13 protein-coding genes and 1 pseudogene are annotated in these 20,920 nt (G+C 60.4%); 8 read left to right on the top strand and 6 right to left on the bottom strand.

What is annotated here, in order from left to right; translation table 11 throughout:
• Window positions 1-23: 23 nt before the first annotated feature.
• Window positions 24-776 (bottom strand): tetratricopeptide repeat protein, encoded by a 753-nt coding sequence (locus HUU46_21970; protein ID NUM56314.1) that lies wholly within the window; start codon window positions 774-776, stop codon window positions 24-26.
• 339 nt (window positions 777-1,115) lie between these two features.
• On the opposite strand from HUU46_21970, the gene HUU46_21965 reads away from it, so the two are divergent.
• Together HUU46_21965 and HUU46_21960 are read left to right on the top strand one after the other, a co-directional pair.
• The gene (locus tag HUU46_21965; protein ID NUM56313.1) at window positions 1,116-2,180 is read left to right on the top strand and encodes a hypothetical protein; all 1,065 of its coding nucleotides are present in this window, start codon (window positions 1,116-1,118) and stop codon (window positions 2,178-2,180) included.
• Window positions 2,177-3,622 (top strand): O-antigen ligase family protein, encoded by a 1,446-nt coding sequence (locus HUU46_21960; GenBank protein ID NUM56312.1) that lies wholly within the window; start codon window positions 2,177-2,179, stop codon window positions 3,620-3,622. The genes HUU46_21965 and HUU46_21960 overlap by 4 nt, the downstream gene beginning before the upstream one ends.
• Window positions 3,623-3,631: 9 nt before the next feature.
• Here the strand turns inward: HUU46_21960 and HUU46_21955 are convergent, their stop codons facing one another.
• Both HUU46_21955 and HUU46_21950 read right to left on the bottom strand, forming a co-directional pair.
• Window positions 3,632-5,782 (bottom strand): O-antigen ligase family protein, encoded by a 2,151-nt coding sequence (locus HUU46_21955; protein ID NUM56311.1) that lies wholly within the window; start codon window positions 5,780-5,782, stop codon window positions 3,632-3,634.
• The gene (locus HUU46_21950; GenBank protein NUM56310.1) at window positions 5,779-6,819 is read right to left on the bottom strand and encodes a hypothetical protein; all 1,041 of its coding nucleotides are present in this window, start codon (window positions 6,817-6,819) and stop codon (window positions 5,779-5,781) included. Before HUU46_21950 ends, HUU46_21955 begins: the two co-directional genes overlap by 4 nt.
• 164 nt (window positions 6,820-6,983) lie before the next feature.
• Here HUU46_21950 and HUU46_21945 point away from each other — a divergent pair, with 164 nt between their 5' ends.
• Window positions 6,984-8,435 (top strand): oligosaccharide flippase family protein, encoded by a 1,452-nt coding sequence (locus HUU46_21945; protein NUM56309.1) that lies wholly within the window; start codon window positions 6,984-6,986, stop codon window positions 8,433-8,435.
• A 166-nt stretch (window positions 8,436-8,601) separates the two neighbouring features.
• Here HUU46_21945 and HUU46_21940 read toward each other — a convergent pair whose 3' ends face one another.
• Window positions 8,602-9,759, bottom strand: a complete 1,158-nt coding sequence (locus tag HUU46_21940; protein NUM56308.1) for a glycosyltransferase family 4 protein — start codon at window positions 9,757-9,759, stop codon at window positions 8,602-8,604.
• A gap of 31 nt (window positions 9,760-9,790) precedes the next feature.
• Window positions 9,791-11,503, bottom strand: coding sequence for a hypothetical protein (locus HUU46_21935; GenBank protein ID NUM56307.1), 1,713 nt, complete (start codon window positions 11,501-11,503; stop codon window positions 9,791-9,793).
• 254 nt (window positions 11,504-11,757) lie between these two features.
• Between HUU46_21935 and HUU46_21930 the strand changes: the two genes are divergently transcribed.
• From HUU46_21930 to HUU46_21910, 5 genes and pseudogenes are all read left to right on the top strand, one after another.
• The gene (locus tag HUU46_21930; GenBank protein ID NUM56306.1) at window positions 11,758-12,660 is read left to right on the top strand and encodes a glycosyltransferase family 2 protein; all 903 of its coding nucleotides are present in this window, start codon (window positions 11,758-11,760) and stop codon (window positions 12,658-12,660) included.
• 122 nt (window positions 12,661-12,782) lie between these two features.
• Window positions 12,783-13,979: an aspartate/tyrosine/aromatic aminotransferase gene (locus HUU46_21925; GenBank protein ID NUM56305.1), complete on the top strand. Its 1,197-nt coding sequence runs from the start codon at window positions 12,783-12,785 to the stop codon at window positions 13,977-13,979.
• Window positions 13,980-14,006: 27 nt separating this feature from the next.
• Window positions 14,007-15,140, top strand: a pseudogene (locus HUU46_21920) (Fic family protein).
• Window positions 15,141-15,345: 205 nt separating this feature from the next.
• A complete protein-coding gene (locus HUU46_21915; GenBank protein ID NUM56304.1) occupies window positions 15,346-17,541 on the top strand; it encodes a glycoside hydrolase family 99-like domain-containing protein in 2,196 nt (731 codons plus the stop codon).
• A gap of 46 nt (window positions 17,542-17,587) precedes the next feature.
• A complete protein-coding gene (locus HUU46_21910; GenBank protein ID NUM56303.1) occupies window positions 17,588-18,958 on the top strand; it encodes a hypothetical protein in 1,371 nt (456 codons plus the stop codon).
• Between the two features lie 10 nt (window positions 18,959-18,968).
• On the opposite strand, the gene HUU46_21905 is transcribed toward HUU46_21910, so the two are convergent.
• Window positions 18,969-20,603, bottom strand: coding sequence for a hypothetical protein (locus tag HUU46_21905; protein NUM56302.1), 1,635 nt, complete (start codon window positions 20,601-20,603; stop codon window positions 18,969-18,971).
• Window positions 20,604-20,920 lie beyond the last annotated feature (317 nt).

The raw sequence follows: 20,920 nt of genomic DNA, 5'->3' as shown, positions 1-20,920 counted from the left end.
ATGCGATCAAGCTGCCGAATGGGTTACGGCGCGGAAGGCAGGGGAGTTCTGGCTTCCGTGCGCAATTTTTTTGCGGCATCCAGCCGCCAATCCGTCGCGTGCGGAATGTAGACGTCCAAAAGTTCCACCGCCTTCGCGTTGTCTCCCTTGGTGTGAAGGAGGACTGCTGCATGAAAGGCGTTCAAACTCTCCGGCTCGATAGCGACGCCGGCGAGGTAACTCTCGAGCGCCGCGTCCACGTCGCCTTGCTTCTCCGCGGCGAGCCCGAGGTAGTACTTTGCGAGCGCGCGGTGCGACGAATCGCCCAGGCGATCCGCCGTCGCGAACCAACGCTCCGCCGTCGCAGCCAATTCCCCGTATCGTGTCCCGGCCGCCAGCGCCCCGCTCAAGGACGACCACGTCTGCAAATCGTCCGGAAAGTCAACGAGACACGCCTGCAGCACCGACGCCGCATCGTCGTATTGGCCGGATGCGTGCAGCAGCGCTGCGTACTCCTGACGCGCCCACTGCCGCTGCTGCGTGTTGTCAAATGGCTTCTCGAGCGCCACCTTGTAGGTTGCAAGTGCGATCATAGTGTCGTTCGACACCGCGAGCGCTTTGGCGCGCTTCGCCAATACCTCGCCCTGCGCGCCGCTGAGGCCTTCCACGAACGTCCCGCCGAATCGCCCGTAACCCCAAGCCGCAACGAGAACAGCGAGCGCCGCGGGAACGGTCAGCACCCACGTCCAGCGGCGAATCGTGCGATCCGGCGATTGGAAGGTCGTGCTATCCCGCATTTCTCACCGCCCTACGACGCCGCAGCGGATGCAATATCCTTCCGTGCGGTGAGAAATGCTCACGAGTAAGCTCTTGAGCGCATGGCAAGAGGATTTTTCACGCGAACAGCCTGTGTAGAAGGGAAACGATGGAGCTTCATGTGACCCAACGGATAGTACACGTCGTTGCTGTTCGCGTGAAAAACCCAAGCTATCGTGAACGTCATCGGTCATGGGGTACACCTGGCGCAGGCGAGTATAGGCCGGCGTGAAGGGGCGCTCAACCAGTTGAGCGTTCGCAGGCGCTGCGGTAGACTTTCGGAAACTGCGGGCAAACCGCGGTGATCCAAACCAAACACCATGTCAAAACCATACCTAACCCTGATTGCCATTGCGTTCGCGGCCTTGCGCGCCGCGGCCCAGCCGCAGGGCGCCGTGGCTGCGCCGGACGCTGTAACGTTGGCGGACGCGACGCCGTCGTTCCGCGCGCCGTTTCTGCCACCGCCACCGAATTCGACCGAGTCCGCCCAATCCATCCGGCTGCTGGGTGTGGATGTCGTCCAAGACGGCAAGGTCCTGATCCAAACGCCCGAATTGGATGGCGAGAAGCCGGCGAAGCTTGTGACGTATTGGTGCGCAAATGCCAAGGTTGACTCGCGGCTCGCGTTGGCGCTCCAGTTCCTCGCCATTCGCGGGCGCCTGACGCGCACGCTGGAACTAACCGCAGGGCCCGAGCCGGGCCAGGCAGCGTGGGAACGCGGTACCGTGCACCGTGTCGAGCACACACTCGATTTGCCGGACCTCTCGCAGGACATCAGTGGGCGGCTGGACCTCGTGATAAACAGCACATCGCTGGCAGCCGGCGGGTTCGCATATGCGCCGTTACAGTCCGTGCCGATCCTGCTGCAACCGCGCGTGCAACCGGGGCGCGCGTCGCGCTCGCGCTTCGACGCGCTGTTCAGCGCGGGATACGCCGCGCTCGACGTATCGTTTCGTCTGGGCGCGGGCGCCACGCATCCGGTGGCGATTCCCGAAGCGTGGCGCGATCGCGTCGGGCGTATCGCCGTCATCTCGGCGTTCTCTTTTGGGCCCATCGCGCAGGAAAAGCCCGTGTGTAACGTCACCGCGCGTCGCGGCGAAACCGAGATTCAACGATGGACGATGCGGAGCGGCGTCGACACCGCGCGCACCGACATCGACTACTATCCTCCCGATCAGCAGGAACACAAGAAGGTCGCAATCGTCGAGTCGATCGATGCGGACTACCCCGACAAGAACGGCAGTCCGTTCAAACGGCACATGTATATCGGGTGGCTGGACGTAACGCCCGAATCGTTGCCGATCGACGCGGTTACGTTTGCGTCCTCAAGCGACTATTTCTTCGATGTTTTTGACATCGTCCTCGTGCCACGCGCCGCGCCATGAGCACTTCCGCCACCGAATCCCCCGAAACGGAGAAGTTCTTCCGGTCACTGGACCGAATTATCCCAGCGCTGCTGATTCTCGCCGTCGTTGGCGCGCTCACGAGTACGGCCATTTTCTGGGTCGTGCTCGGACTGGCGGCCTTCGCCGCGTTTGTGCCGCTCTCGTCGTGGGGCGTGATCGCCTACTTCGTCCTGGTATTTGGACTCGCGGCGGTCGCCTCCGAAAACCCGATCTCCGTCGGCGGAATTCGTGTGTATGGCGCGGACGTGCTCGCCGCGTTCTTCGCGGCGTGGATATGCAACGAATGCATGGCCTCCGTACTGAAGAAGCCATACCTGGTCCATCGGCCCCAAACGGAGCGGCGGATCATGGCGGCCACCGTGACGCTCGCTGCCTACGGGCTCGTCGCCGCGTTGATCGGCCTGTCGAACGGTCATTTCATGCGCGACGTTTTGGGCGATTACCGTCAGCAGTTCTACTATCCGCTCGCGCTGCTCCTTCCGCTGCTGCTTCCGCTCCGCGCGCCGCACCTCAACGCCGTGCAGTACGCGCTTATATTCGCAATCGGCGCGACGGCCCTTGTCGGTTTGCGCCGCTTTGCGCTCGGCGAATCGTGGATGCCCGAGTCGTACACCCTGCTCGAGTTCGATCCGCGTTATCTGTCGTCGACGGAACTTGTGCCGTTCGCGGCGGGCCTCGCCTATTTCGCGGTCGTGCTGCGCTCGCGCGCGAGTCTCGCATTCAAGGCGTTCGCGGTCGGCTGCGCGGGGGTTGCGTTTGTTATGCTTGTCATCAGCGGCTGGCGGCTCGGCATTCTCATGGCGGCTGCTGCGCCGGTCGCGGCCATGTTGCTGCTGACCTGGGTGCGCCGCGAACCGTTCGCCGGGCCGTTCAAGGCGGCGTTCGTTCTCGCGTGTCTCGCCGTCGCCGGCGCGGCGCTGCTCAGCGTGTTGTTTCCCGAGGAAGTTCAGGCCCAACTGCAGCGCACCTACGAGCGCTTCCAGGAGTTCAACCCCGCCGACGACCAGCGCTACTACACGTGGATCGCGGCGCTCGAGACCTACCGCGATCATCCCATACTCGGCGCGGGCCTTGGCCATCAGCTCTGGTTCTACATGCGGAGCAGCGCCGGGTACCTGCTCGGCGCAACCGGCACGACACACAATTTCCTGCTCGAAGTGCTCTATCGCGGCGGGCTGGCCGCCATCCTCCTCGTACTCGGAATTCACATCGCGTTCAACCTGTATGTGTTCCGGCGGCTGCAATCTGTACTCGCGCGTCACCAGTCAATCGTCATCGGGTTGTACGTCGGTTACGCAAGCTGTTTCGTCATGCACCTTCTCGAACCCAACACACCCGCGGGTATCGCCACGCTCTATCTGAGCATGGGCCTTATTATTCGATATCTCCGTGACAGTGACGCAAAGTCCGCCGCCGAATGACGCGGTTAATCACGGAAGAAATCCGCCAGTAGGCGGATGTGTTGCCGCGATGTCCGGAGATTTCGCAAGCAATTCAAGCCGCATCGCCGCGCCAACCTGGTCTGGAGCGGACTGCACTGCCTTGTCGTAGAACTCCGTCGCAGCCAGTGTGTTACCATCGATTTCGGCGGCGATCCCCAAGTGATATAGCGCTTCCGCATTTGCCGGCTCCCAAACGATCACTTCGGAATAGATCGCCCTCGCCTCGTCCCACCGGCCGATTCGGCGCAACAGCCGCGCCGCGAACAATCGATCGTCTGTGGCGCTGCTGGACATCAAGGTCTCGATTCGCGCGTTCTCCGCGTCCACTATGGGCCGCATCGGTTCCGTGCGCTCGGCGATTGTCCTCGCCCACGCATAGGTCCGAACAGAATCGGCAAAACTGCCCAAACTCCACAGCGCGTCCGCGAGAACGTTGCACGATTCGGTAAAGTTCGGATCGGCCATATACACGTACTGTAGTTCCACGGCCGCCGCGCGCGAATCGTTCGCCAGGAGCTTCGCGCGACCCAGGCCAAACGAGCACACCAGCGACAACCTGTTCGGATCGCGGAGCAGTCCCATTTCATCGCGGATAAACGGGTAATCAAAAACGGCGGCAGCCCGTCTCCAAAGCGATTCGCGCTGCGCGCTCCCATCGTATTTTTTCGCGGAGGCATAGTGCGCCGCGGCGTCCACATAACGTCCCTCTCGTTCAGCTTGCGCGCCGCGGTGCAGACCGTCACACCACTGCTCCGCATCCCCAGTGAGTTGTTGGTAATTGACCAGGTTTGCCGTGACCACGCTGGCCATTATCAACACTCCAGCCGCCAACCAAACCGGTTTCGCGGGCAACTCCTCCGGTCCGCCTCGCATCGCCAGTGGGCCGAGCGCCAGCGCCAACATCACCGGGTACAGCGATAACGCAGCGAACGGCATGAGCATGGTTATAAGAAAGACCGTCGTGGCGATACCGAGAAACTGGCGCCGGTGCAGCCACAGTTCCTGTAACTCGTCCGTAGTTCGCAGAAGCAACCGCCGCGCGATCGCGTACCAAAGCCACAAATACGCGATCAGGCCCGCGATTCCGAGTTCGAGCAGAAACTTGAGCGGAAGATTGTGAATGCCCATGCCTTTCGTCTGCGCCGCATAGGGTGATGCGGCAATCGCCTCATTCTCGGCGCCGAGCCCGGCGCCGAGAATGAGATGATTGGGCGCCAGCGAGAGCGCGGCGCGGTACGCGACGATGCGACCCTCGAGCGAAGGATCGCGTTCGCCCGTCAGCAGGCTGAACCGCTCGGACAATCGTGGCGTGGCGACGATCGCCCCGGCGAGCAACACGGCCACAAACGGCACGGCAAACCATAACGTCTTCTTTCGCGATTCGCGCCGCAGGAGCGACGCCCCAACAAGCAGCACGACGGCCGCTACGCAAATCGCAATAGACGTCCGCGAGATCGCGACAACTATCGCGGCGAACGAGCCGAATAGCGCAAGCGCCATGATTCGCGCAACACGTTTCGACGACGATTGGTCGAACAGCACAAACGCGCACGCGACAAATGCGAGCAACGGCGAGAGCACGCTTTGATTGAAATCTTCCCCCGCGGGCGCCATGCGCGTCGCGACCGCGTCCCACATATCCGGCGTCGCGCGCACGCCAAGCGGCACCGAGGTCGCCACCAACGTCGGATAGAGCAGGCCGACGCGACACGCAACCGCGAGCAGGCCCACAGCACCGCACGAAACCGCGAACACCATCATCAAACGTCGCGCGTGCGCGGCAGTCCTCACATGCGCTGCGACTGCGTAAAAAAGTACAAGATAACTCAGATACATGATTAACAGGCGCGTGGTCGCCTCGCGATCGAGGGAGCCAATTATCGACAGCCCGCACGCCGCCGCGAAAGCAAGCACAGGGAGTTCCACGCCCAGTTTTCTAAAGGCCCACTTGCCTTCGAGAGGTCTACATCGCACGAAGGAGCAAAGGATGAACAACACCGATGCGGCCTTCGTCAACGTGACGTTCGTGTACGGAATCCGTTGGAACAGTTCCCACGGCAGCGAAAGCACGATTACGTGCAACAAGCATTCCTGTATGCGGAACCCTGCCTGCGTGACGCGTAGATTCTCGTCCCTCATTTGCGCGGCGCCTGCGCGGGGACCAATGCCAATGCCTTAATGTCGATAACGAAGTCATCGAGCAGGTACTCGATCTCGATTGCCGCGGGCGGCACATCGGTCTTCATCGGAATCGTTGCGGCGTAGGTATGGAGTTCATACGGCTCTCCCGAAAGGTTCGGCTCGGGTGCGGGCGTCGACTCGAATGGCGCGATGCGCGTCGCCTTCAATGCGCCGGTTGGATAGTAATCGTAGTCCGATTTCGCGGTCGTGACGCCCTGCTCGACGTACCCGGTCGCGATCGCTTCGCCCTTTTCATTCAGCGCGCGCACGGCGCACACGCGAGCACCCTGTATTGGCTCGCCTTCGTAGCCCGTGGCCGACACAATAGCAACGCGATCGATTGCGCCGACGGGCCCCGTAAACGGAATTCGCAGCGTCGCGCCAGGCCCCAGGCGGCACAGGGACATAATCAGCGGGCGGACATGCTCCCCGAACGTCTTCCTTAGCGCTTGTTCCTGAATGCGCGAGGGGAACCCGCGCGGCAGCACGCGGACCGGGCCGACGAACTGTACGTAGTCCCTCGAACCCGCATCGCGGGTCGCGATGGTCAGCGTCGCATTGCCGCTGTATCGCAGGCCCTCGTACGGAAACGTCACGCGTTGCCGCGACACAACGCCAACTTGCCGCTCCGTCAGTTCGACGCTATACTCGCGCTCCAAGTCCGGACCGCCCCCCGAGAAGCGCAACAACACGTTCGTACCGGCGGGCACCTTACCAAGCGGGACCCAATGCAACGTGATCTCGAGTTTCACATCTTCCGCGAACGTAATTGGGTCTATCGGCGCGTCGCCGTCCTGCGTATTCACGCCGAACCCAAGCAAACGCAACGGCGATAGCGGTGCGTCCGGCTGTAGAGCCAGCGACGGCGGCGCCGGAATGAATACGCGCGGGAGTGGGAGAGTGGGGGGCTGCGCGTGAACGGCAATTGCAGCGCCCGCGGCAAGTGTCACGCGCAGGAGACTCGCGAAAATCGACGGAATGTGGCCACGGTGCACGTGAAGCGTCCTGATGGATTGTGTTCGCGCAGAGTATATGGCCCGCATTTGCGGGGGGTCAACGCGGGCGCACGCTCGAGCGAACTTGCGGCGACGGCAACGGCAACAACGGAAGGGCGGTCCTGCCGCACCGCACTCCACGGCGCTTCGCGCGAAAACGCCGCATGACCGGCGCGGCCCGCACCCTCTCGAACGCCGCTATTTACGGCATCGGCATCGTCATCAACCGCGGCGTCACGCTCGCGCTGATCGCGCTGTACACACGCACGCTCACGATGGGGGAATACGCCGACTTCGAGTTGGCCACGACCACGATCATCTTCATGACGGTGCTCCTCGATCTCGGACTCAACCCCGCCCTGGTCCGGTTCTGCCACATGCACGAAGACATGGACCTGAAGGACCTCTTTGGCACGACTGTAACGTTTCTTACCGCGTGGTGCGCCGTCTTGTGCGGGCTGGCCTTCGCGTTCCAAGAACAAATGTCGATGCTCGTGTTTGGCGCGGGCGATAAGGCCATGCTGTTTGCGCTGGTCGCGGTGGACGCCGCATTTACGGTGTTGAGCAATCTTCCGCTCGCATGGCTTCGCGCGCGCGAACGCAGCCTGCAATTCATGGCAATCAACCTCGTTCGCGCCGTTGTCGGTCCCTGTGCGATTGCCATATTCCTCTTCTGGATGAAGTGGGGCCTGACCGGCGTGATCCTCGGCGACATCTGCGGGCTTGCCTCGCTGACACTGGTTGGCGTGTTCGCAAACGCCCGTTGGTACCGGCCCGTCGTGCGATGGGCCATGCTGCGTCCCATGCTGCGCTTCGGCCTGCCGTTGATCCCCATGGGCATCGGGGGCGCGCTGCTGACGGTTTCCGATCGCTATTTTCTAAACGCATGGGTGACGAAAGAAGAACTCGCGGTATACGGCGTCGCCGCAAAAATTGGATTGATGGTCGTCATCGTCAGCCAGGCGATCCAAACCGCGTACCCGCCCTACGCATACCGACTCGCCAACGAACCCGAAGCTCCCGAACGCTTCGCGGACATTCTCCGGATGCTGCTCGCGGGTATGGCCGCGATCACCGTCGTCATTACCGCCGCGTCAAACGAGATCCTCTGGGTGCTCGCGCCGCAAGAGAACTACGGTGGCGCGACGGCTTACGTGCACTGGCTCGCGCTGTCGTTCGCGTGCGACGGCGCCGCGCTCATGGTCATGACCAGCCTGTCGATTGTGCACCGCACTGTGCTCGCATCCGTCATCGTCGGCGCCGCGGGCATTGCCAAAATCGTGCTGAGCGTCCTTCTGATTCGTACACGCGGCGGAATAGGCGCCGCGGAAGCAACCGTACTCGCCTACGCGGTCGAGCTCGCGCTCACATTTTGGTTCACGCAACGGTGCTACCCGGTTCCGCACGCGTGGGGCAAGTTGGCGTGTCTTCTCGGAATCACCATCGCCGCCTTGTACGCGGCGTCCGTGGCGCTCACGTGGAGCATCGCGCCGAGCCTCATCGCGCGAGTCGCTCTTGTCGTAGCTTTTGCCGCGGTGTGCGCGGTCACCGTGTTTCGACCGTCCGAACGTTCAGAGGCGCTGCGCAGGATTCGACGGCGACTGGTCGGCGGTTAACCTGAAAACGGCAGTTGAACCACCAACCTGTGGATAACGTTACGGGTTACAAGGTGATGCGAGAAACGCGACCGTCGCCGTCTCGGTGAGGGACAGACACCGTGTTTCGCTTCGCAAGGCCTACGCGAAAGACGGTGTCAGTCCCGTTCAACTGCCGTTTTTAGGGTTAACGGACAGACCGGATAACGGACTGGATTTGCGCCGCGTAGACTTCGAGTCCCAGTTCATTGTGCAGCCGCTCGTACCCTTGTTGGCCGAGCCGCGCCGCCATCGCCGGATCGCGGAATAGTCGCAGAATCGCGCCGGCAACTTCGTCCGCGCTCTCGGGATCGACCAGCAAGCCGGACACGTTGTCTTCAACGGCGTCGGGCACGCCGCCGCTGTTCCCCGCGATGACCGGCTTTCTGCACGCGTTCGCCTCGAGATACACGATTCCGAAGCCCTCCACGTCCGCCTCTTCCTTGATGTACCGGCTAATCATCAAGAACACGTCGCACGCATGGTAATACCGCACGAGGTCGTCGTCGCCGCAGTCGGTCACGAACCGCACGGCATGCGCCACGCCCTTGCGCGCGGCAAGCGCTTCGAGTCTCGGCAAATCCGGCCCGTTCCCCACAACCACGTACAAGGCATCGGGAAACTCCGCCAACACGTTCGGCAGCGCCTCGATCACGCGATCGACACCCTTGCGCGCATACAAACGGCATACGGTAAGCAGGACGCGCTTCTCGTCCATGCCAAATCTTCGGCGCACCACCGCTGGGTCGTCTATTTGAAATGGTTTCGGATCGATGCATGGGCATACGACGGAAAGATTGCCGGAAACAACTCCGCGAGACAGCGCCAAATCGCGAGTGAACCGGCTAATCGCGATTACATGGGACGCATTACGTAAAATGCGCTCGCGCAGGGATTCGATGATCCGGCCGCGCGAGGGAAGGACTTCAAGCCCGTAAATGTGAACGACATAGCGAAACCCCAGTGCGCGTGCGATAAGTCCCACCAAACCGAAGGGCCACACGTTGCCGAGATAGAGGATGGAGTCTTGGTTACTTCGCAACGCGGCGATTATCTTCGGGGCGAGTAACAGCGTGTCGACGAGTGTTAAGACGCTTGTGCCCGCGCGAAAGCGAAACCGCGAGACTGCAATGGCTGACGTACTGTCGAATTCCGCCGCGCCCGCGCAGTCCGCCGCGAAAACGCGAATCCTGTCGGCAGGCAGACACGACGCGGTGAGACGCAGCAGCCGCGCGATTCCGCCGCGCACCGGCGGGAAATCGTCCGTGACGAGGACGACATGCCTGAGGTCGGTCGGTGCGGCCATCGCGTGCGCGGCGCCGGCAGTGGCCCGCAGGCTACTGGCCGCCGGCCGGCCCGGTATTGAACTCGACGCAGGACACCAGCGCCGCCGTTTTCACGCCCGACTGCACGGTGATGCGCCCGCTCAAAGAGTTTTCTTCGATGCCTTCGGGCAAGTCCTGCACAACGCGCAAGCGTTCCCACGTGCCGGTGCCTTTGTTGCGCGCCGCCGCGTAAATATCCCCGCTTTTTGACTTGCCGTTGACTGAGATGACTACCGCGCCCGCCTCGGACGATTTGACGTGCGCGACGAATTCGACGCGTTTGCCGCTCAGGTCCGTGTAAATTGTGCGCGCAATCTGCGTGGTCGCATCGCCGTCCGGCGACAACTGCCATGCCTTTCCGCCGCACGGTCCGTTGGCGCCACCCGCCTTCACCTTGCCCTTATCCGACGCCCACCAATCCTGCGGAAGACCATCTTTCTCGTTCGCAAATTCTTCGCGCTTGAATATGGGAGACAACGACGCTGCGGGTACTTTCTCAATGCGATGGACTTCGGCCCCGGCAACCTCGACCGGCTTCTTCAGCCCCGGCTTCACGACTATACGGATACTGAGCGATTCCTTCTCGATATTTTCGGGAAGTCGTGCCGATACGCTCAGTTCGGCCCAGTCATCGCCACCGCTGTTCATCGCCGCCTGATAGAATTCTTTGCCGTCGGCCTTGCACAGGATCGCAAGCGTTACGGCTTCCGCCTCGCTCGCTTTTACATTTGCTTTCGCCTCAATCTTCTGTCCGCTCAAGTCGGTAAAAATCGTACGGACCATTCGCGTGTCGTCGCTCTTGCCCGAACTGATCGTCCACGCAACGGAATCGCCCGGACCTTTTGATTTGCTCTTTTTGACGAGTTTCTTGTCCGACACCCACCAGTCCTGCGGCGCGCCGTCCTTTTCGGAATCGAACTCGGCTTTGGCCAGCAACACCGAAGGCACTTCCTCAAACCGTTGACTCGACGCCGCGGCGGCGGGTTTGGCTACCGGAGTGCTGGCCGCGGGCGGTGCCACAGCGGCCGGCACGGCGCCATGGTTGATGGCAATCGCGGAGAGCAGCGCGGGAGATTTCGCGCCCGGTTTAAGGCCCACGCGCACGGCGAGCGAATCTTTGTCGATGACCTTGGGCAGATCGGTCGTCACGCGGAATTCTTCCCACGCGTCTCCGCCCTTGTTCGTTGTGGAAGCGAAAATCTCTCTACCCTCGGACTTGCCCGCGATCGCGACCGTCACGACACCGGCTTCCGCCGACTTCACCAGGCCCTTCACTTCGAGCCGTTCTCCCCCGACGTTCGCATATATCGTGCGGACAAGCCGTGTATCCTCCTTGGCATCCGGCGCGATTACCCATGCGGGCGCATCGCCGGCCGCCTTTTCGTCCGCAACGGAAACGCGCGCCGGCGCTGACACCCACCAGTCCTGCGGAGCGCCGTTTTTCTCTTTGCCGAATTCCTCGGGCGCGAGCAACGGGAACAGAGCGGCGGGCGCTGTAGTAGCGGTTGGTGCGGGTGCTGGGGTCGCGACCGGTTCGGCGGGGGCTGGCGCTGCGGCACCGGGCTCGACCGGTTTTGGCGCGGCCACTGGCGACAAGGGCGGTGGGACGGGCGTACCGGAATCCACCGGAGACGGCCCCGTCGTATCGCCGCCGCTGCATCCATAAACTATTGAAATTAAAAGCGTTGCGCTAATGACGCTCAACCGTTTTCCGAAAAAAGACATGGCTACTTCCCTATCGCGTTGATATGTCGCACCGGGTACCCACTCGAACATGGCTTCAACGTGCTTCCCGCTCCTCGGGATGACGCCAAAAGCCCGCAGTCATGCCTAGTATATGTTTCGGTCAAACCCGCGCGCAATCTGACGAACGCCGTGTTCGCATGGTTGGACACGCGGGAACACCGTGCGGTCCGATCCCTTGATTGGTCCGCGCGCGCAATTCCATACTCTGCGGCACGTGGGGCCAGTATCGTCCAATGTCCGACACACACTACGTACTCATTACGCCCGCTCGGAACGAAGCGGCATATATCGAAAAGACGCTGAAGTCTGTTGTGAACCAGACCCTCCTGCCCCGGCGGTGGGTCGTGGTCAGCGACGCCTCGACGGACCGCACCGACGAAATCGTGATGGACTACGCGGCGCGCCACTCCTTCATCGAATTCGTCCGCGTCGAAAAAGACCCCAACCGGTCCTTCGCGTCGAAGGTGTTCGCAATCCGCGCGGGAGAACGGAAACTTACGGACGTTTCGTATCGATTCATTGGCAACCTGGACGCGGATGTCGAGTTCGATCCCGCATACTTTGAAACCGTTGTCGCGCGCATGATCGAATGCCCGCGTCTCGGTTTGGCGGGCGGGCATATCTACGACTACCTCGATGGACAGTTCATCCCGCAGCAAATCGTGAAGAACAGTGTTGCGGGCGCCGTGCAGCTTTTCCGGCGCGACGCCTACGAACGCATCGGCGGCTACATTCCGCTGCCGCGCGGCGGCATCGACGCCATCGCCGAAATCATGGTGCAGATGTACGGATGGGAATGCGAGACCTTCGCCGATCTCAAAGTGAACCACTACCGTCCCATGGGCACCGCACTCGGCGGACTAATCAGCGCGCGCTATCGCGACGGCATGCAGGACTACGCATTTGGGAACCATCCGCTGTTCGAGATCGTGAAATGCGCTGCGCGGATTGGCGTGCGGCCCATCGCTATCGGCGCAGTTATGCGCATGGTCGGTTACGTGCGCGCGGCCATTCACGCCGAGCCGCGGCACGTTCCCGCGGACGTGGTCGCGTACATGCGGCAAACGCAACTGCACCGGCTTGGCCTTGCGCCCAAACCCTCGATCGTCGAAACTCATCCGCGCGAATCTCGGTAACGGCTGTGTTGCCGGCGCCGACGCGACCGCTCGGCCGACTCGCACACCCCTGGTCCAACGCGTTAGACTATCCCGTTAGCCGCGATGACTTGACCTACCGCGCGGCCCAGAGAGGGGAGCACATGTTTGAAAAGCTGGAGATGGCGCCGCCGGACCCTATCCTGGGGATCACCGAAGCGTTCAAGAAGGACCCAAACCCGAACAAGATCAACCTGAGCATCGGCGTCTATTGCGACGAGAACGGGAAAACGCCGGTGTTTCATTCGGTGAAGAAGGCAGAGGAACGAATTCTTGCCGAGGAGAAGACGAAGAACTATGTAAACCCGAACAGCGGGACGGCGGAGTATTGCGGGGCAGTACAGGCGTTGTTGTTCGGGGCCGGGCACGAGGCGGTTTCGAGCAAGCGTTGCGTAACGGCGCACACGCCGGGCGGCACCGGGGCGCTGCGCGTAGCGGCGGATTTCATCCGATTTCATAAGCCTGACGCGAAGGTGTGGTTGAGCGAACCGACGTGGCCGAACCATCCGAGCATATTCGCGGCGTCGAGTCTTGCGACGGCGACGTACCCGTATTACGACGCGTCGGGCAAGAAGCTCGATTTCGGTCCAATGATGGATGCGCTGAAAAAGATTCCCTCCGGCGATTTCGTGTTGTTGCACGCGTGTTGTCACAACCCGACAGGTATGGACCCGACGGTCGAGGAGTGGAACGCAATTGCCGAGGTCGCCAAAGCGCAGGGCTGGGTGCCGTTGTTCGATTTCGCGTATCAGGGTCTTGCGGACGGTCTCGCGGAAGACGCGCGGGGGCTCGCGCCGTTCGTTGCGTCAGGTAGGGAGATGTATATCTGTTCGTCCTTTTCGAAGAATTTCGGGCTGTACAACGAGCGCGTGGGGGCGCTCACGCTTGTGGCCGATTCGGAATCGAACGCGCAAAAGGCGCTCAGCCATCTGAAGCGCATCATCCGTACGAATTACTCGAACCCGCCGGCGCACGGATCGAATATCGTCACGACGATCCTGAACGACGGAGCGCTTCGCCGGGAGTGGGAAGGCGAAGTCAAGGGCATGCGCGATCGCATCGCGGGAATGCGCACGCTGTTTGTGGATACGCTCAAGGCCAAGGGCGTTGCGCAGGATTTTTCGTTTCTTACGAAGCAGAAGGGGATGTTCTCGTTTTCGGGACTGACGAAGGCGCACGTGGATGCGTTGAAGGAAAAGTACGGCATTTACATCGTCGGTTCCGGGCGCATCAATGTCGCGGGGATGACGTCGTCCAACATGGACGCGCTCTGCACCGCACTTGCGGAAGTGCTGAAATAGCGCCGCGCGATGACGCATAGTTAAGGTATGAAGCTCGAGAACTTCAAAGCCGGTGTCTGGCGGACACAGTACCGGTATAAAAGTTTTCTGCCGAAGCATGTAAATCAGCCATGGACGTGGGAAGACCCAACAATCAATTTGTTGCTTGAGAAAGCAACGCAATCGCTGGGCGAGTTAAACGCATTTTCGCTGATCGTCCCCGACATCGACCTGTTCATCCAAATGCACGTGCTGAAGGAGGCGCAGAGTTCCAGCAAGATTGAAGGCACCGAGACGGGGCTTGACGAAGCGCTGTTGCCCGAAGATCAAATCAAGCCGGAGAAACGCGACGACTGGCGGGAAGTCCAGAATTATGTAGAGGCGATGAGCACAGCGGTTTAGGAACTAGAGTCGTTGCCGCTCTCGAACCGGCTGCTACGCCAGACCCACCAGATTCTCATGCGTGGTGTGAGGGGTGACCACAAATTACCTGGTGAATATCGTAAAAGCCAGAATTGGATCGGCGGTTCGAATCTCTCCGACGCAGCCTTTATTCCGCCGTACCACGAAGAGGTCCCTGAATTGATGAGCGATCTCGAAAAGTTTTGGCACAACGAAGAAATCGAGGTGCCCCACCTCGTGCGCGCGGCCATCAGTCATTATCAATTCGAGACGATTCACCCATTCCTCGACGGCAACGGCCGCATCGGGCGTTTGCTCATAACGCTATACCTGGTGAGCAACGGAATGCTTGCCAAACCATCTCTGTATCTGTCCGATTTCTTCGAGCGCAATCGTGCAAGCTACTACGACGCATTAATGCGTGCCCGTACTTCGAACGATCTCATTCATTGGCTGCGGTTTTTCCTTAGCGGCGTGGCGGAAACCGCCGCCAAAGGCCGGGACACCTTTCGAGAGATTCTCTTACTGCGGACTGAGGTTGAGTCGAAAATATTGTCTCTAGGTAAGCGAGCTGCAAATGCCAGGCAGGCGCTCAACGTCCTCTACAAAACGCCCGTCATTACGGCTGCGAACTTGGAAGAGTTCGTGGGAATATCACAACCGACCGCCAATGCGCTCCTGCGCGACCTCGAAAGGATTGGGATCATCGCGCAGGCAACAACAAAGGAGAGGTTTCGGGCCTATGTGTTTGATCGTTATTTTAAGTTGTTCTTAAGGTAAAGAAAACGCCTTTCCCTTATCTTAGCTCAAGGATAAGATAAGGAAAACGCCTTTCCCTTATCTTAGCTCAGAAATAAGATAAAGATGCCGACATGAATGTTCTTATCATAACTTACTATAAAATAATGCGTTATGCTGTTTTCGATGGAAATGTTTGACAAAAAATCAATAAAAGCAATGCGATTCTTGATGGGGCGTATTTCAAATGGTCAATCTAGCACTATTATTACTTCCCGTCGCCGCGTTCCCGCAGTGGGAGTTCGACTCACCCGGCGCCCTGCAAACTTGGGTACCCAATGCGCACCTCGCAAACGTAGCCGTGCGCGACGGCGTCGTCTGCGCGGATACAACCGACTGGGACCCCTTCTTCACATGCCGCTCGGTGGAGTTCGCGGCGACGCCTTGGGAGTACGTTCACATTCGAATGAAGGCGAGCCGGGCGGGCGTCTGCGATCTGTTCTGGTCGGGGACGTTGGAGGGCCAGTACGGCGGATTGACCGAGCAGAAGAAGTTGCGGTTTGCCGTTGCAGGTACGGGGGATTGGGAGGACGTTGTTCTGTTCCCGTTCTGGCAGCGGGAAGGGACGATTCGGCAGTTCCGCCTGGATGTGTTCGCGAACGCGCACTTTGAAATCGATTTTGTTCGCATCCTCGAATGGGGCAATGCGGCGAATCTGCAGCAAACCACCTTCGAGTCCGGGGAACTTTTGCAGAACCGTATTGAGCGATCACCTGTCTTATGGACGAATCGTCTCGATTTGCCGGCGAGTTCGGCGAAATTTGCGACGCTCGTGGTGAACACCGAACGCAGCGGCGATGCGGCAAACGTCTGCTGGGGTACGAGCGAACGTGTGGGGATGCAGCGCGCGGCGGTCCCGCTACGGCAGGGCGAGCACATCTACAATATTCCGATAAGTGAGAACGACGGGTGGTGCGGCACGATCGCTGCGTTGGGTCTCGAATTGCCCGCGGGTGCTCGCGTGTTGAACGTGGCGCTCGGAAACGAACCGGGCGGTGAAGCCGACGTGGCGATTACCTATCTTGGCTTCGAGAACGGCGTGAACCGGGCGGAACGGCCGTGCCGGGTGTTGGCGCGGTTCAAGAATTTCGGGGGCGCTGCTGCGCGCGGATTCACAGCGGAACTGTCGCTTCCGGAAGGTTTGACATTAAGCACAGGGGAGACGACACAAGCCGTCGGAGATCTGCCGTACAACGAAACGGCGGACGTTGTCTGGACCGTGGTCACTGCCGAGGCCGTCACTCGCGCGATATCGGTGAACGGCGAGCGCACGGAACTTAAGTTCGAGCCGGCGCGAGCGATTCAATCCGCTGATTACGTTCCGGAACCAAGACCGATAACGACGTCCATCGATGTTGCGGCGTATTACTTTCCCGGGTGGGAGGCGCCGAAAAAATGGGAGCCGGTTCGAAACACGGCGCCGAACCGGAAACCGCTGCTTGGATACTACGACGAAGGCAATCCGGAATGTGTGGACTGGCAGGTCAAGTGGGCGGTGGAGAATGGTATTGGCGTGTTTCTTGTCGACTGGTACTGGGTGGCGGGCAAGCGGTCGCTCGAACATTGGTTCGAGGCATACCGAAAGGCGCGATACCGCGACCAGCTCAAGGTAGCGATTATGTGGGCGAACCACAATCCGCCGAAGACGCACAGCCGCGAGGACTGGCGCGCAGTCACGCAGCATTGGATCGATCATTATTTCAATCTGCCCGCGTACTACCGCATCGACGAAAAGCCCGCGGTGTTTTTGTGGTCGCCCGACAACTTGCGCAACGACCTCGGCGGCGTGGATGCGGTGAAGGAAGCGATCGCCGAATCGCAGCAGATGGCGAAGGATGCGGGGTACGAGGGTATCACGTTCGTTGCGATGGGCTACAGCTTTGCGAAGTCGCACATTGAGAACCTTGTGGTGGAGGGATTCAGCGGGATCACGACGTATCATGAGTGGGGCGCCATCGCCCCGGACACGAATGTTTCGAAGCACGCGCTTTTCGACGATGTAGTGCGGACCGTCACGACGTCGTGGCGCCAGAAGAACACGGACGCGGGCGCGCTCATGTATTATCCGGTTGTCGATACGGGATGGGATTCGCGTCCATGGCACGGCGACAAGGCGTTTGTCATCGACGGCAGGACTCCCGCGCACTTTCGAAGTTTGCTTGAACAAGCCAAGGCATTTTGCGGGGAGACGAACAAGCCGCTCGTTATTCTTGGCCCTGTGAATGAGTGGGGTGAAGGGAGCTATATCGAGCCGTGCACGGAGTTTGGATTCGAGATGACTGAATGCGTGCGCGAGGTTTTCGGCGTGAAGCCCGAGACGGGGTGGCCGGAGAATATTGGCCCGGCCGATGTGAACAGAGGGCCGTATGATTTTCGGAACTAGCTCTTGCACGCAAAGAGGATGCGACTGAAGACAGATCGGAGGCGCCATGAGATGCAATCGGCGCGTACGGACGCTTTGCGTAATTGCCGGCATCGCGTGTTGCATCGGATCCGTCTGCGCGAACGCCGCGGATGACAACGAAATCCGGGTCACGGTCAAACGCGAGGATTTGCCGTCGATACATATTTCCGGATCGATAACGCTTCCGGCGGGCCGGTCGTCCGGTCCGTCATTCGACTTCACGGAACTTAAACCGGACGCCATCCAGCGCATTGTTGCGTTTCAGGGTGATCACGAGATTCGAGTGGAGACTCGGCCGTTCTCGAAGCGTGACAGTAGAGAAGGTACCGGATGCTTTCTGCCGACCGACACGGCGGGAACCGTGCGCATCGCGTACGACGTGGACCCAACGTTCTATCCGCCAGCGTCGGATCGGGCGACCGCAGCGGACGCGCGCGCCCGCGTGACGGGGGACCTTGGCGTACTCCGTACGACGACGATCCTGCCACAGCGTATTGTCGCGGGCGCGGAGCGGATTCGCTTTGACCTGCCCGGTGGATGGACCGCTGTGACACCGTGGGTCGAACACGACGGCGCATTTGTACTCGGCGAGGGGGCTGGCGGCATGATCCCGGAGTACATTGGGATTGGTCCGATCTCGGTGACCGAATTCAGCGCGGACGAGATTCTCTTTCGGGTGGGAGTATGCGTAGGAGTAGAAGGGATGGAGAACACGTCGCTGCTTCGCGTTCTAAAGATCGAACGCGACATAGCGGCGTGTGCACCCGGCGCACCGGGCGACATTTTTTGCGTGATTGTTGTGCCGCGCGGGTTCATTCGAGGAGGTTCGTCAGGACAGTTCAGCGCGGTACAGCCACCTGAAGCCGTGACGCTGGCGCACGAGATGTTTCATTGGTGGAACACTTCCCGGCTTATCAAGCCGGATGCAAACTGGTTTCACGAAGGGTTTACGGAGTACTACGGAATCTGCGCGGCACGGGATGCGGGGCTTATTGACGCGGAATTTGCGACGGCGTGCTTCGCCGATTTGAACGCGGAAATGCGTTATCTGGAAGGCGACAAGCCCGTGAGCCTTCTGGATGCGTCCGCATTGTCGCAACGCGATTTCAAAATGAGGCGGATCGTATACGCGAAAGGCGCGTTGCTTGCGCTACTAATGGAGCGAGAGTTGAAGGTGCAGGGCAAGACGTTGAACGAAGCGATGGCGTCTATCCTGGCGTTGGGACGCGGCAATTTGAGTAACGACGATCTTCGCGGACAGTTCCGGGAAGTATATGGCGGCGCGGTGGATGGGATGTTCAATCAGTATGTGCTCGAGGCAAACCCGCTGCCCGATCTGGAACTGCCCGCCGCGACGGGCAAGACGGGTGTCGCGAAGTATCTTCCCGGGAAATAACGAGGAACGATCAGCGGGGCGCGGCGACGTCCTGCGATCCGGTTAGGCCGGGTCCACCCGCAGCGACGTAGCCGTTGCTGGCGCCGTTGGGATCGTCGGTGACACAGAAGGAGTAGAGGCGGGCGTTCTTGAGGTGAAAGCGAAATTGGACGGGAGTATTGGCGAGCGACGACAAATCCTGACCGGACTTCCAAGTGACCGATGCGCGAGTTAGATTCGTGTTGATCGGCGTACACGACGTGGCGTCAAATCCTTCTATCGGATCCATGGGGTTATCCGTTCTAAGGCGCCCTCCGACGAAAATCGTAGGCAAGATATCAACCCGAATCTCTCCTTGCGATGCGTCGGCGTTGATGAAGAGATGTTTACCGGAGAATTTCACTGGGCGCGTCGTCAGTGTGCCCTCGCCGTCGATGGCGTCCATGGACGCGAAGCCGTCACGGCGGAGGGTCGCGAGGCCGGTGCTGCATACGCCGGAGGACGGGGAGCCTTGGACGCCTTTGCGTCCGCTGACGTAGAAGTAGAGTTTGTCGCCGACGACGAGGCAACAGCCGCCGGCGGATTGCACGTTGCCCCAGTTCCAGTCGCCGTACTGTTCGGATACGGGGATGAAGGGTGTGTGGCTCGGGCGGTCCCAGTGGAAGCCGTCGCGGCTGAACCCGATGCAGATTTCGTTGGGCTTCGCGCGGTCCTGCGGTTGCCCGCGCCAAATCGAGAAGAGGCCGATTAGCAGGCTTTCATAGGCAGCGCAGTCGAGGTTGTAGAGTTCGCAGGGTGTTTTGAGGTCGTCGCGCATGTAGTCGCCGGTGTCGGCGCCGACCCAGAACACGGGTTCGCCTTCCTTCCATTTCGCCGCTTCGAGGACGTCCGCGTTTTCGTGGTAACGCCGGTACCTGCCGACGCCACCGGGTTCGTATGCGCGGATGTTATAGACCCAAACCTTTCGGAACGGGTTGTAGAAGACGGTGCAGCGGTCGCCGGTGGGACCGCTGGTTGCGACGGGGTCGCCCCAATGCTTGCCGTCGGACGAAAAATAGATCGTGTAGCGGCCGTTGTCGTCGGGGCGGAGGTACGAGAACAGTTTGTAACGGCGTTGCGGATCGGGATCGAGCAAATCGAGCCAGACAGTAGCGGAATCGCGGCCATGAGTCTGGACGATGTTCGTTCCCGGGACGACATCCAATTCGGGCTTCGTCCAGGTAATGCCGTCCTTCGATTCGGCGTAGCACGTCGATTTCACGTAGCCGCCCATGTACCACATCTTGAATAGTTGGGTCTGCGGATCGAACCATACGCCGTCGCTGAACGGCATGGCGGTGGGCGCCGGATGGTTTTGCGATTCGCCGGATTCCCATTCTTTGTCGGGTGAAAGGACAGGGTTGTCGGGATAGTACTCGGCGTTGTGGAACGTGCGTTTGAGATCGGTTTTCTCTATCAGGAAGTCGTCAACGAAGAGTTGGCGGCCGACGTCGATTGGAATGATCGCAGGCGGGTTCTTGAGGTATGGGAGCTCCATCGGTTCGCGCGTTGGTGCGCGGTCGGCGGGCGGCCAGGGCGTGGGAACTTCGATGCCGTTGTAGAGGGTTTCCGCGGCAGCGGAGAATGCCAGAATGAATGTAAAGAGGAATTGGGTTAGCGGTTTCATGGGGGGAAGTATCGCATGGGGAGGGCGCATGGACGAAATGGACGAGATGGACGGAATGGGGTGTTTTCTTGGAACAACGCCAAAGCGGAGCTTTTCAAGAGCACGTTACGAAGTGGAAACGTCGCAACGAGAAATTACGATTACGAGCACGATTAGGAGCACGAGCACGAGCACGAGCACGAGACACGAGCACGAGACACGAGCACGAGACACGAGCACGAAAAAAGGACAATCGGACGAATGTGGGAAGGGCGCGCGGCTCACCAGTCATAAGCGCCGGGGGGCGGACCTGCCAGTACCGTCTCCAAAAGGAGGAA

This window comes from Candidatus Hydrogenedentota bacterium (genome assembly GCA_013359265.1).
Lineage (GTDB): Bacteria > Hydrogenedentota > Hydrogenedentia > Hydrogenedentales > SLHB01 > JABWCD01.
Note: the sequence above shows the minus strand (reverse complement) of the source record. Positions and strands in the feature narration are given on the sequence as shown.